The organism is Marinomonas rhizomae (genome assembly GCF_024397855.1).
GTDB lineage: Bacteria > Pseudomonadota > Gammaproteobacteria > Pseudomonadales > Marinomonadaceae > Marinomonas > Marinomonas rhizomae_A.
Genome location: NZ_CP073343.1, coordinates 191,601 through 205,400 on the forward strand (window position 1 = coordinate 191,601; position 13,800 = coordinate 205,400).

At 44.3% G+C, this 13,800-nt stretch carries 10 protein-coding genes and 1 riboswitch; of the genes, 6 read left to right on the forward strand and 4 right to left on the reverse strand.

Annotation, left to right across the window (positions count from 1 at the left end):
• Positions 1-82: 82 nt before the first annotated feature.
• The gene (gene rarD, locus KDW99_RS00815; protein ID WP_255827446.1) at positions 83-997 is read right to left on the reverse strand and encodes an EamA family transporter RarD; all 915 of its coding nucleotides are present in this window, start codon (positions 995-997) and stop codon (positions 83-85) included.
• 171 nt (positions 998-1,168) lie between these two features.
• A riboswitch (FMN riboswitch) is annotated at positions 1,169-1,331 on the forward strand.
• A gap of 115 nt (positions 1,332-1,446) precedes the next feature.
• Between rarD and KDW99_RS00820 the strand changes: the two genes are divergently transcribed.
• The 3 genes from KDW99_RS00820 (at position 1,447) to KDW99_RS00830 (ending at position 4,411) form a co-directional block, all read left to right on the forward strand.
• The gene (locus KDW99_RS00820) at positions 1,447-2,376 is read left to right on the forward strand and encodes a DMT family transporter (protein ID WP_255827447.1); all 930 of its coding nucleotides are present in this window, start codon (positions 1,447-1,449) and stop codon (positions 2,374-2,376) included.
• Positions 2,377-2,526: 150 nt separating this feature from the next.
• Positions 2,527-3,429, forward strand: a complete 903-nt coding sequence (locus KDW99_RS00825) for an EamA family transporter (protein WP_255827448.1) — start codon at positions 2,527-2,529, stop codon at positions 3,427-3,429.
• Between the two features lies 1 nt (position 3,430).
• A complete protein-coding gene (locus KDW99_RS00830) occupies positions 3,431-4,411 on the forward strand; it encodes a GlxA family transcriptional regulator (protein WP_255827449.1) in 981 nt (326 codons plus the stop codon).
• Positions 4,412-4,660: 249 nt separating this feature from the next.
• On the opposite strand, the gene KDW99_RS00835 is transcribed toward KDW99_RS00830, so the two are convergent.
• The 3 genes from KDW99_RS00835 to KDW99_RS00845 form a co-directional block, all read right to left on the reverse strand.
• A complete protein-coding gene (locus tag KDW99_RS00835; protein ID WP_255827450.1) occupies positions 4,661-5,470 on the reverse strand; it encodes an N-acyl homoserine lactonase family protein in 810 nt (269 codons plus the stop codon).
• 223 nt (positions 5,471-5,693) lie between these two features.
• The gene (locus KDW99_RS00840) at positions 5,694-6,848 is read right to left on the reverse strand and encodes an iron-containing alcohol dehydrogenase (RefSeq protein WP_370646892.1); all 1,155 of its coding nucleotides are present in this window, start codon (positions 6,846-6,848) and stop codon (positions 5,694-5,696) included.
• 39 nt (positions 6,849-6,887) lie between these two features.
• Positions 6,888-8,327, reverse strand: coding sequence for an NAD-dependent succinate-semialdehyde dehydrogenase (locus KDW99_RS00845; RefSeq protein WP_304941375.1), 1,440 nt, complete (start codon positions 8,325-8,327; stop codon positions 6,888-6,890).
• Between the two features lie 330 nt (positions 8,328-8,657).
• On the opposite strand from KDW99_RS00845, the gene KDW99_RS00850 reads away from it, so the two are divergent.
• From KDW99_RS00850 to KDW99_RS00860, 3 genes are all read left to right on the forward strand, one after another.
• Positions 8,658-10,004, forward strand: coding sequence for a sigma-54 interaction domain-containing protein (locus tag KDW99_RS00850; RefSeq protein ID WP_255827452.1), 1,347 nt, complete (start codon positions 8,658-8,660; stop codon positions 10,002-10,004).
• A 242-nt stretch (positions 10,005-10,246) separates the two neighbouring features.
• Positions 10,247-11,458 (forward strand): MFS transporter, encoded by a 1,212-nt coding sequence (locus KDW99_RS00855; protein WP_255827453.1) that lies wholly within the window; start codon positions 10,247-10,249, stop codon positions 11,456-11,458.
• 188 nt (positions 11,459-11,646) lie between these two features.
• Complete coding sequence (locus KDW99_RS00860; RefSeq protein ID WP_255827454.1) at positions 11,647-13,797, forward strand: FAD-dependent oxidoreductase; 2,151 nt, start codon at positions 11,647-11,649, stop codon at positions 13,795-13,797.
• Positions 13,798-13,800 lie beyond the last annotated feature (3 nt).

Genomic DNA, 13,800 nt, shown 5'->3' on the forward strand with positions numbered 1-13,800 from the left:
AATCTCACTTACAGGTTACATTAGGGGTGTTAACGTTTTATGAGAAGAGATAACTCATCATGAGTCATCTCTATTGAAAGGCTTAGAGTGTCTCTTTTGAGGTAATTGGTCTCGCGACTTTGGTTTTACGTAGACGGCGAACAGAGTCGAAAATCAACATAGCAAGCGCTGACCAGATAAGAACAAAGGTGGTAAGTTTCTCTGGGCTAAGCGGTTCGTCGTACAAAAAAACCGCTAGGAAAAACATGCCAGTTGGGCCGATATACTGGAAGAAGCCAAGCGTTACCATGCTCACGCGATTTGCCGCCGCGGCAAAACACATTAATGGCACCATAGTGACTGGACCTGCTGCAAACAGAAGCCAGTTTACTTGGGCGCTATTGTTAAAAATATTGGCAGTAGGCGATGGACTGAGTGCTAAATACAAGAGTGCGAAGGGCAGCATAATAGCTGTTTCAATGGCCATCCCAGTGAAACTATCGACGGCAATTTTTTTACGTACCAAGCCATAAAAGCCAAATGTCAAAGCAAGGGCCAGAGCGATCCAAGGCAAGGAGCCAAATTGAATGACTTCAAAAGCCACCGCGCAAAAGCACAACACGACCGCCGCTTTACGTACTCTATCGAGCTTTTCTTTAAAGAAAATTACGCCCAGCAAAATACTGATAAGCGGGTTGATGTAATAACCTAAACTGGCGCTTAGCATTTGGTTGTTTTGTACCGCCCAAATAAAGGTTCCCCAATTGACACCAATTAAAAGAGTAGAGGCAAGCATCGCTGTGAGCGCTTTACGAGAGCGTAAAACCGTTTTTAAAGCATCGGTATAACGCAGCAGCACGATTAAGAAGAGAACAATCACACAAGACCAAATGATACGGTGGGCTAGAATTTCCTGCGCGGGAACAAACGACATTTCCTTAAAATAAATTGGTGCAATGGCCCAAAGCGTAAAAGCCGTTAATGCGTAAAATATGCCGCTTCTGGAGGAGGTTTGCATTGACGTTTTCCTATTCAATGAATATTTATTTTTGAGTAAAGAGTGTATAGCAATACTGAGTATATGGTCAGGAGTTTGTTGAATATAAAATGGAGAATTTCATTATGGTGATGACCGTACTTATTGCCTAAGTAAGAAGATGGGTTTAAAGTTAATGTATTAATTTTACTTAATCGAACTTCGGGGCGGGGCGAAATTCCCCACCGGCGGTGATTTGACAAGATTGAAGAATCTATCAACAGCCCGCGAGCGCTTTGTTTATTATGAACAAAGGTCAGCAGATCTGGTGAGACTCCAGAGCCGACGGTTACAGTCCGGATGATAGAAGTCGACCAAGTCTTTGTTGCGCCTGATGCTTTTCAGGTGTTTCTGAGCTGTGCATTTTTGTGTGCAGACCTTGGTATATTCCTCATCACCCCTGTACATCTTGATATTTGGAGAAACCAAAGATGGCAGGCACATTCTTTATCATGATCGCGTGTTTTACGTGGGCACTTGATACCTTGATTCGTTACCCTTTATTGGGAGCGGGTTATTCCACACTGCAAATAGTTCTAATCGAACACCTTACCTTGGTGTTGTTTGTCGCACCTATGCTGTGGCGCTATCGCCATGTTTATCGCCATATGTCGATAAGTGGCTTTTCGTGTTTGTTTTTTATTGGCGGCATAGGCTCTGCCATGGGCACCTTGGCGTTTACAGAAGCCTTTCATTACTTGAATCCAACGGTCGTTATTTTGCTGCAAAAACTGCAACCAATCGTGGCGATTTTATTGGCCTACTGGTTGTTGAAAGAACGTATTGAAGGGCAATTTGTCCGCTGGGCGGCCGTTATTTTACTGGGCAGTTTCGTAATGATGTGGCCGGATTTGCGTCAATTAGGCGATGCCCAATGGCACTATTCCAGTGACGTAAGCAGTATTATGAAAGGCTATGGATACACCTTGATTGCGGTTATTGCTTGGGGCGCGGCGACGGTCTGTGGAAAATACTTGTCTTACCAACATATGCCTGCGAACGCGATTATGTCCGGCCGTTTTGTTGCCGGTTTATTGGTGTTATTACCCATGGCATTAGCGCAGTCTGATACCTTGATTGCCATGAAGCCTGTCGACCTCAGCCTTGCCGTTGCAATGGCCTTACTGAGTGGTTTTATCGGTATGTGGTTCTATTACCAAGGTTTGAAAACGGTCCCTGCGCAACTTGCCACCTTGGCAGAGCTGTCTTTCCCAGTATTCGCCGCCGCCATCAACTGGCTATTCCTTGATATGGGTTTAACTGGTTACCAAATCATCGGTGGCTTGATGCTGATCCTCGGCAACATCGGCTTGCGCATGAAAGAACTGAGAAAGGCTGAGTTAACGGCCGTGGCTCAGTAGTTTTAATTGTTTTGCCTTAAATGGTCTGGAAGGTGTTCTTTCAGGCCATTTTGTTTTACGCATTGTCCTTTTTGACCCTAGGGTCTGTCCTCGTTTCTCGTTAATTGCCTTTTTATAATGCTTCTATCAAATTTATTGGTGGTAGGCATTATGACGTTCAAAGACAGTATTTTGGCTCTGGTGATTATCCTCGCTTGGGGATTAAACTTTGTGGTGATTTCTTTTGGCCTTGGCGAAGTGCCGCCTTTGCTATTGGGTGGACTGCGATTTCTAGCGGTGGCGGCGATCGGGTGTTTGTTGGTGAAACGGCCTAACATTCCGCTGAAGTGGTGGTGTGTATATGCACTACCAATGGGTTTTATGCAGTTCGCCTTTTTGTTTATGGCGATGGCGAATGGTATGCCCGCTGGCTTGGCTTCTTTGGTATTACAGTCTCAGGCGTTGTTTACCATGGTATTTGCGTTGGTGTTTTTGAAAGAAGGTGTGCGTTTGCATCAAGTGTTGGCGATTGCTTTAGCGGGCAGTGGTTTGCTGATGATTGCTGTGGTGTCTGGCGTCAGCGATATGACGTTGTTTGGTTTTATTCTAACCTTGTTCGCCGCAGCGAGCTGGGCGCTAGGGAATATTAGTGCTCGCACTATGAGTCAGAAAGGCTATGCAGTGAATGTGAACATGGTTATTTGGAGTGCTTGGGTGCCGCCATTGCCTTTCTTTGTGTGTTCTTGGTATATGGAAGGGCCTGAATTGATGTATTCAGCTTTGATGAATATTGGTTGGGTGTCTATTGGTGCTCTGGTTTATCTTGCCTTGGTGGCGACTATTTTGGGTTATTCTTTGTGGGGATATTTGATGGGCCGCTATCCTGCGAGTCAAGTTGCACCCTTGACCTTGGGTGTTCCTATCGTGGGTTTGACCTTTGCAGCGATAATTCTGGATGAAAGCCTGTTACCACTTCAATGGATCGGCGTGTGTTTTGTATTGATCGGTCTGTTGGTTAATACTTTTGGTGTTCGGCTTTTCGATCAATTCAAAACAACCTTCAAAGGGGTATAAGGTGTCGGTGATAACTAAGATTCAAGTTTATTTTATTATGATGCCGAATAGTGTTTTGCTGGATACGATTGGCCCTGCGGAGGCCTTTCAATATGCAAATCGCTTTGCTGCTGGAGCTGAATCTTTGAACCAGAGACAATTTGAATTGCATTTTGTTGGTCCTGAAGTAAAGGTCGAAAATACCTTGGGGTTAAATATTCAAGTTGAACCACTACCTGATGTTATAGCGGTGAATAGTTGGGTTGTTAGTACTGGACTGGCGGGTGATCTAATTGATTTAGATACGCCTGCTATGGAAGCAACGATAGGTTGGCTGGCTCAACAGGCAAATTATATTGGTCGCTATATTAGTATTTGTGCGGGGACTTTATTATTTGCAAAAGCTGGGCTTTTAGCGGGTCGAGCCTGTACGACTCACCATATGCATATAGACGAACTCCAAGAGGCAGCGCCTAGCGCTAAAGTGCTTGCTAATCGATTGTTTACCGTAGATGGTGATTTTTATAGCAGTGCTGGTGTGACGGCTGGTATTGATTTGGCTTTGTATCTTATACAAAAGGAGTTTGGAGCGAATTGTGCGAGTCAGGTGGCGCGCCACATGGTGCTGTTCTCGCGTCGTGGTCCGAATGATCCTAGCCAATCTCCGTGGTTAGAAAACCGCAATCATTTTCACCAAAGTGTGCATCGGGTACAAGATGCCATTCAGGTTGATCCTGCTCGGAATTGGTCACTGGAAAGCTTGGCCGACATTGCTCAATGCAGTCCGCGTCATCTCGTGCGCTTGTTTAAAGAAAGTGCTGGCCTGACAACACGTGAATATATTCATAAACTTCGTCTGACTTTAGCGATGCAATTTTTGCAAAGTACGTCTTTGCCAATAGAAGACGTGGCTGAGCGTTGTGGTTTTGATGATCCGAGACAGTTTCGTCGACTTTGGGCGAGACAACATTCGTTCCCTCCTTCTTATTATCGAGCGAAATAAACTAAAAATATCATTGGACCGGAAAACTGGAAAAAGATGTTTGATGTAGGCATTTACAGAGAACTTTTAAGTGGTACATAGTTATTTAGTAAAATTGAACGTCTCTACGTGTTTCATTGTAGGATTAAATATATGCGAATATGAAATAGAGAGTTATCATTATTAAAATGGATAACTCTCTATTTTTAAATCACAACAAGTTCATACTAATGCATATTATTGGTCCAATAATAACTTATTGGACGATTTTTATGATAAGCTTGCCAACGTCTCGGCTGTTATTTGACGAATACTGCCATCAGTTAGTGATTTTGATTGCTTCGGATCGTGTCCATATAAAAGAAATGCCCCTTTTGCTTTTAACTTTTTGAACAAGTCGAAGTTATTCAGCATAGCTTGGGCGTCATTCACAACCATCGCATCGGGTAAGGTCATTTTTTCAAGAGAAGCTTTTAAATAACAAGCGTCCGCTGCGATAACTACTTCTTTTCCATCCACTTTTACTTTAAGGGATTGGTGCCCTGGTGTGTGTCCGTAGCTTGGGATTAAAACGACAGAGCCATCACCAAATAAATCATGTTCACCGTCTATTTCTAGACGGTCATGGCCTAAATCATAATGTCGTGGCACATAGATACCTTTTTCTATGTTTTCTTCATCCTTGGCTGCTTCCCATTCTCGTTTTTGTATAACGATACGTGCATTTGGGACACAAGCATTACCGCCACAATGATCGAAATGTAGATGGGAGTTAATTACATAATTGATTTTTAATGGATCTACGCCGAAGGCTTCTAAACGCTTCGCTACGTCTTCGCCAGGAACAAAATCTACCGTTGTTAATTCTGCAAATCCACCTAATGCATTTTTGACGACATGCTCATCTTCAGACTGAAGGGGGAGTTCTAGACCTGTATCAAATAATACCGTTCCTTTAGGATGCTCAATTAAATAACAAGGTATTGGAATCGCTAAGTTGCCTGTTTCTCCTGCCATAAAGAAACCATAAGGCATTGTAATCCAACCACATGTCATAGCGTATAACTTTAATTCTTCCATTTTAAAAAACCTTTTGTAATTATATTTTTTTAATACTGAAGATTATAAATAAAAGTGACTAATAAGCTTTAAGTCAGATATCTTTTATGTATAAACAAATTTTCATTTATATAAATGAGTAGTTTAGCTCATAATATTTCTCCTTTTCAGAGGTTTCTAATCTCGTTTTGTTGAAATTTTTAAGAAGTATTGCTATTACCCCTTGGTTTAATCATTTTTAGAATCAGAAAGCTGCTTGATACAAAGCCAATGCATCTTCTTCAGTTACGGGAACAGGGTTGTTGCCTAACAGGCGAGTTTGTAACATGGCGTCTTTGGCAAGTGTTGGTAGGCTTTCTTCGGTGACACCAACATCTTGAAGACGCTGCGGTGCACCAGATTCGTTCATCAATTTTTGCATGAAATCGACGAATTTCGCTGAGCGTATTTCCATCTCTTCATCTGAATAACCCAGAACGACATCGGCGAGTTCCGCATACAATGGCGCAGCAACTGCCATGTTGTAGCGTAAGACTGGACCAAGCATGAGAGCGTTCGTTAAGCCATGAGGTAGGTGATAATGACCACCTAATGGATAAGCGAGGGCATGTACCGCTGCCACTGGGCTATTAGAGAAGGCTTGGCCTGCTAAATTTGCACCCAACAACATAGCTTCACGGGCCGTGCGGTTTTTCCCATCTTGGCAAGCGGTGACTAGGTTTTTGCTCAAGAGGCGCAAGGCTTCTTTTGCCAATGCATCAGATAAAGGATTTTTAAGATGAACCGAAGTGTAGGCTTCAATGGCATGAACCATGGCATCAATACCCGTTGCAGCAGTTGGTAGCGCCGGAAGGCCGACAGTTAATTCTGCATCTAACAGGACTCGATCTGCGTACAATTGCTGAGATACCACACCCATCTTAGTCGTTTCGCCTGTGGTAAGAATGGTGATGTTGGTCACTTCCGAACCTGTGCCTGCCGTAGTAGGAACCTGTACCAATGGCGCTCTTGTGCCAGTGATTTTACCAATGCCGTACAGTTCAGAAAGTGGCTGTTCAGATGTCAGCATGACAGCAACCAATTTGGCGATGTCCATAGAAGACCCGCCACCCAAACCTAAAACGATATCGGTATGGCTTTGTTTACCTTGTTCGACACATTCCATTAGCACGTGTTCTGGTGGATCAGCGACTACATTGTCAAATACCGTTACCGTGAATCCGTGTTTTTTTAGTGAGTCTTTGGTTTGTTCCAATAGGCCACTTTCGTTCAAAAATTTGTCTGTTACGATTAATAAGTTACGTTCTTTGAACCACCCACTAAGTAATTCGCCAAGGCGCTTTGCGCCACCCCATTCAAGGTGCATGGAGCCGGGCGTATTAAAAGAAAAAGGTTTGATGCCGTCAGTCATAATGATCTCCAATTTACTGTTGTTGGCTTATAGGGCACTGCATACGTATTTCATTTCGAGATATTCTTCGATGCCATACTTAGAGCCTTCGCGTCCAAGACCAGACTGTTTAACGCCACCAAAAGGGGCGACTTCGTTTGAAATCAATCCAGTGTTGTGACCGACCATGCCGTATTCCAGCGCTTCTGATACGCGAATCATGCGGCCGTGATCACGAGTGTAGAAGTAGGCAGCAAGGCCAAAAATCGTATCGTTTGCCATGGCGATGGCTTCTTCTTCGGTATCGAAAGCAAACAATGGCGCCATAGGTCCAAAGGTTTCTTCTTGTGCGACTTTCATGTCAGCAGTGACACCAGTTAAAATGGCTGGCTGTAAGAAAAGTCCACCCAAACGTTCGCCACCATAGACAAGTTTGGCGCCTTTGCTGACAGCGTCTTGGATATGATCTTCTACTTTAGAGATGGCTTTTTCTTCGATCATTGGGCCAATGTCGGTGCCAGCTTCAACACCGTTACCTACTTTTAAGGCTTTGACTTTTTCGGTCAGTTTCGCGGTAAATTCTTCGTAAACACCGCGCTGAACCAAAATACGGTTTGCGCAAACACAGGTTTGTCCCGCGTTACGGTATTTAGAAGCCATTGCGCCTTCGACGGCTTTATCAAGATCCGCATCATTAAAGACGATAAAGGGCGCGTTGCCGCCAAGTTCCAAAGAGACTTTTTTGATAGTTTGTGCGCATTGCGCCATCAATAAACGACCGACTTCCGTTGATCCTGTGAAAGACAACTTGCTAACGACTTGGCTGTCGGTAAGAACCTTGCCTAGTTTGCTAGCAGAGCCCGTTATGACTTGAAAAACGCCAGCAGGAATACCGGCACGTTGTGCGAGTTCGCCAATGGCTAACGCAGTAAGCGGCGTTAAGTCCGCAGGACGAACGATCATTGAGCATCCTGCAGCCAGTGCTGGCGCGGCTTTGCGTGTAATCATCGCGGCTGGAAAATTCCATGGCGTAATCGCTGCCGTAACACCGATCGGTTGACGGATAACGGTCAGTCTTTGGTCTGTACGAGGTGCTGGAATCGTGTCGCCATAAATGCGTTTTGCTTCTTCAGCAAACCATTCAATGAAAGAGGCCGCGTAGCCAATTTCGCCTTTCGCTTCGGCTAGTGGTTTGCCTTGCTCTGAGGTCATCAAGAGGGCTAGGTCGTCTGTATTCTCGATCATTAGCTCAAACCAGCGTTTTAAAATCACTGAGCGTTCTTTGGCCGTTAGTGCTGCCCATTTTTTTTGTGCAATGCGAGAGGCTTCGATGACGGCAGGGATTTCCTCTGGGGAAAGGTGAGGGATTTCTGCGATGACTTCACCGGTCGCAGGGTTAGTGACAGGGTGTGTGGTTTTTTCTTTGGCTTCGACCCACTCGCCATTGACTAAGCAGCGGGTTTTTAGAAGTGACATATCCTGTAACATTAGAATCTCCTTTATATTAGTTATCGTGGATTCATGTAAGAAGTGCATGACTTGAATTGTATTTTTGCAATCGGCATACCAAATATTAAGTTTTTATTAAGTGATTGATTTAAAAGATTTTTTATTTTTATCTATTAATTGGGTTGATGAAATTAATCATCAAGAATGTATATTTGATGATTGATTTCATCAAACGACATGTGGCTCTCAAATAAAAATAGATGATTGGGCTGAAATACTTTCTAATACGCCAAGTAGCATGAAACGATTGCTCTTTAGCGGGGGGCGCGCGTTATGCTTAATAGTGAAAATTCGGGAGTAATGAAATAAGTGGTTTTTGACAAAAATTTACAGCGAGTTATCGATGCATTGAGTGATGGTGTTTATATAACCGATGGGAATGGTATAACCGTTACCATGAATAAAGCTTATGAAAGAATGACTGGATTATCAAAGCGTCACTTAATTGGTCTGCATATGTCTGAAGTTGTTAAGGCTGGTTATATTTCACGCTCGGTTTCGCTTGAAGTACTGAAAGAATTAAGTGCTGTTACCATTATTCAAACCATTGGGGATGACCATAAAATATTTGTGTCTGGAACCCCGATGTTTGATGAGCAAGGTCGCATTGAGTACGTTGTTACTACAGCAAGGGATATTACTGAGCTACTTAAAGCAAAACATAAAGAAGAGCAGCTAGACCAACTACTAAAGCTAAAAGAGCTCTACGGAACATCTGCCGTATCTGGGGATAATCAAGAGGCCTTTATCATTAGCTCTAATACTAAGGCCTGTTATGATTTAGCCAAAAAAGTTGCTACCTCCAATGCCAAGATACTTATTCAAGGAGAAACGGGTACAGGTAAAACGCTATTAGCGAATACTATTCACAAATATAGCAAAGTTAGCAATGGGCCATTTATTGAGCTTAATTGTGCGGCGATGCCAGAATCCTTACTGGAGGCTGAGCTTTTTGGATATATGCCGGGAGCTTTTACTGGGGCTTCAGCAAAAGGGCGCATTGGGCTATTGGAAGCGGCTAATAATGGCACTTTATTTTTGGATGAAATTGGTGATTTACCGCTTAGCCTGCAGGTAAAGTTACTTAAGGTAATTGCTGAAAATCGCTTTATCCCTGTTGGAGGAACTGATTTTAAAAGCGTGAACTTTCGTTTAATTTCTGCAACACATCATGACTTAAAAAAATTGGTTGATATTAAATTATTTAGAGAAGATCTACTTTATCGGTTAAATGTCGTGCCAATAACGCTCCCTCCATTACGCGATAGGAAGGATGAAATTGCTCCGCTACTTGAGCATTATATTCAACACTTTAATAGTGCGTATGAATTAGATTGTCATTGGAATCAAGATGTCATTGAACAATTAAGTCATTATAACTGGCCAGGTAATATTCGAGAATTAATCAACCTAACTGAGAGATTAGTCGTTACCGCTGATCAGTCATTGATTACGGTTGAGCAACTGCCTGCGGAATTTAAATTAAAAGCTCCTAGTAGTGAGAAGCGACTCCTAAAGTCACAGGTTGAGGCGTTAGAGCGGCACTTGATTGATGAGGCGATAAAAGAGTGTGGCACAACTAGGTCAGCCGCTAATGTACTTGGTATTGACCAGTCAACGTTAGTAAAAAAACAAAAGCGTTGGCGTCAGGATTAACGGTGGAGTAAGGTCAAGCTGTCGTTTTTCAAGCACTTTATCCCTTCTAGTTACTGGCCTACCATTAAGGGCGTGAGCAATTATTTCTACTCCTATGTACTCTCGAGTAAGAAAGTTACTTCATTGCTGTCTATACAAGTCTTTTATGCTTTAGAATAGCGGCCATAATTTGTCCGTCAGGTCAGCTTTTAAGTGCATCTTTTTGGTCGATGGCTTAATTTTCATTCTAATAAGGAAGCGAGATGCCAACAAACTCCTCTTTTCAATCACCAATCACTGAAGCAAAAACCCAATGGCTAAATGTGATTTTGCTCTGGGTTGCAGGTATTTCGGCGGCCATGCAGTTTGCCAAGTTTTCTGTGTCGTTTGATGGTTTGCTGGAGCATTACCAGATGGGCGCGACGTCAACGGGCGCGGCGCTTTCTGCAGTTGGTATTGCGGGGTTGGTGTTCGGTGTGTCGGCAGGCATGATCGCCAGTCGAGTTGGCTATTTGAAGGTGTTGGTTGGTGCGTTGTTGTTGGGCGGTGGTTTATCTTTGATCCAATCTACTCTGCCATCTTTTAATTTGTTATTTGTGACACGCATGTTGGAAGGCTTTTCTCAGTTAGGTGTGGTGGTGGCTGCGCCGACTTTGATTGCTAAGTTAAGCGCACCGCAACATAAGTCTTTGACCATGGGCATCTGGGGCACCTTCTTTGGTGTTGCTTTTGCGTTATGTGGCTGGGCGGGGAAAAATATTTTAGATCACTACGGCCTGCAAACGCTGTTTTTAAGTCATGGTGTGTTTATTACCACGATTGGCGTGGTGCTTTTCTTTAAGCTAAGAAAGAACCCTGTATTGGATTTGGTCCCTGTGACAGAGATGCAAGACGGTTTTATTAGGCAAATGATCAAGATTTATCAGAATCCTCGTGCTTTGCTGCCAAGCTGTGTGTTCTTGTTTTATACCTGCACTTTGGTGTCTGTATTGACCTACGTGCCTGGTTTGATTGGCGATTCCACATTGCAGAAGCTAATGATGGTTGTGTTGCCACTCATTAGTACAGGCGGTACTTTTTTAGCGGGTGCTATTGCGCAATATCTCATGCGACCACAGCGTGTTGCTTTGATGGCGTATTGTGGTGTGGCGACTTGTGCTTGTTTGTTGTCTCTCATAAATGGTTCGCCAGAGTTGTTTTGCCTTGTGGTGGGTGTGATGGTGTTGTTTCTAGGAATGGTGCCAGGCTCTGCTCTGGCTATGATTCCAACGCTGGCGCGCAACCCAAGTGAGCAAGCGCAAGGTTATGGCTTGCTGGCTCAGTTCGGTAACATTGGTGCGACCGTTGGACCGCCAAGCTTTGCCACAGCAATTGCTGTGTATGGCCTATCTGGTTTGATTTTTTTGGTGCTGTGCGTCTGTGCTTTTGGGGTGTTGTTCAGCCTGTTAGCTGGCCGTATTAAAGCCGTATTATAAGTAACGATGCTTTTCTTTTGCCGCGTTTGAATCTGTCAGACGCGGCTCCATTTTCTGCTCTCAGTTGATTATTAAAAAAATAATCCTTCTTGCTGTAATAATTCCAGTCTGTATTCTGTCTAACTACCATTAACGAATTGTTTAATTGTGTTTTCCCCGAGTCGCAAGGCTCTTTCGGAGTTTGACGAATGAAAAAAATTGGATTGCTGGTATTGATTGCCGCATTGGCCACGGGCTTTTTCTATTTTGATTTACACCAGCTATTAACGCTGGAAGGTTTGAAATCGGGCCTTGTGCAATTTGAAGAATGGCAAGCCAAAAGACCTTTCTTGGTCGGCGGTGTGTTTTTACTTTTGTATGTCATTGTCACGGCTCTGTCCTTGCCTGGTGCGGCGATCATGACATTGGCGGCAGGGGCCTTGTTTGGCTTGGCTTGGGGGACGCTGATTGTTTCTTTTGCCAGCTCCATTGGCGCGACCTTGGCGTTTCTGGTTTCCCGCTATCTGCTTCAAGACACAGTGCAAAAACGCTTTGGTGAGCGCTTAAAAGCGATTAACGAAGGAATAGAAAGGGAGGGCGCATTTTACTTATTTACATTGCGTTTGGTTCCTATCTTCCCGTTTTTCCTCATTAATTTGCTGATGGGTCTAACCACTATTCGTGCTTTGACTTTTTATTGGGTGAGCCAAATCGGTATGTTCGCAGGCACCTTGGTGTACGTGAATGCCGGAACACAATTGGGGCAGTTAGAGAGTTTGTCGGGCATTTTATCGCCTTCGCTTTTATTGTCTTTTGTCTTGCTGGGTGTGTTTCCTTTGATCGCGAAGAAGATCGTCGATCTGGTGAAAGCACGCCGTGTCTATGCTGGATTTAGTAAACCAAACTCTTTTGATCGTAATTTGATCGTTATTGGTGCTGGGGCTGGTGGCTTAGTGAGTGCTTACATTGCAGCCACAGTGAAAGCCAAAGTGACCTTGATTGAAGCTAACAAAATGGGCGGTGATTGCTTAAATTACGGCTGTATTCCGAGTAAAGCATTAATCAAAAGCGCGAAAGTTGCCCATCAAATGCGCCATGCTGAAAACTATGGTTTGAACAGCAGCGAGCCGACGTTTTCGTTCAAAAAAGTCATGCAACGTATTCATGATGTGATCGCAAAAATCGAACCTCACGACAGCGTTGAGCGTTACAGCAAAATGGGTGTCGATGTGGTGCAAGGTTACGCTAAATTGATTGACCCTTGGACGGTAGAAATTCAACGAAATGACGGCGACACGCAACGTTTGACGGCACGCAGTATTGTGTTAGCAACCGGTGCACGTCCTTTTGTGCCAGATTTGCCCGGCTTAGAAGAGGTGGGTTATTACACCAGCGATACCATGTGGGAAGCCTTTGCTAAATTCGATGAGCCACCGAAGCGTCTTGTTGTGTTAGGCGGCGGCCCGATTGGTTGTGAATTGGCGCAGAGTTTTGCCCGTTTGGGATCGACGGTAACTCAAGTCGAACGTTCGTCTCGCATTATGGGGCGAGAAGACGAAGAAGTTTCTGCTCTGGCACAAGAAAGTCTAATCCAAGATGGGGTGATTATGCTGACCTCCCATAGCGCCGTGCGCTGTGAGAAGGAAGGCGAGGTGAAGCGTCTGATTGTCGAACACGATGGTCAAGAGTCTACCGTGGAGTTTGATGCGCTGATTTGTGCGGTTGGCCGCGAAGCGCGCCTTGAAGGGTACGGTTTGGAAAACTTGGGGATTGAAACCAAGGGCACGATTGTCACGAATGATTACCTTGAAACTCTTTACCCGAATATTTTTGCCGCAGGCGATGTGGCGGGCCCTTATCAGTTTACTCACGTTGCCGCTCACCAAGCTTGGTATGCCGCGGTAAATGCCTTGTTCGGATCACTGAAAAAATTCCGTGTTGATTATCGAGTGATTCCTTGGACCACCTTTGTTGATCCTGAAGTGGCGCGAGTGGGTTTGAGCGAGCAAGACGCGAAAGACAAAGGCATTGCTTATGAGATGGTGCGTTATGAACTGGATGACCTTGATCGTGCCATTGCAGACAGCGCCGCAAAAGGCTTTGTGAAAGTGTTGACGGTACCCGGCAAAGACAAGATCTTGGGTGTGACTATTGTTGGCGAACACGCTGGGGATTTGTTGGCCGAGTTTGTATTAGCAATGAAACATGGCCTTGGCCTGAATAAGGTCCTCGGCACCATTCATACTTATCCAACATGGGCGGAAGCCAACAAATACGCCGCAGGTGAATGGAAGCGTGCTCACGCGCCGCAACGTATTTTGAACTGGCTGGAAAAATACCATGCTTGGCGTCGAGGTTAAGTT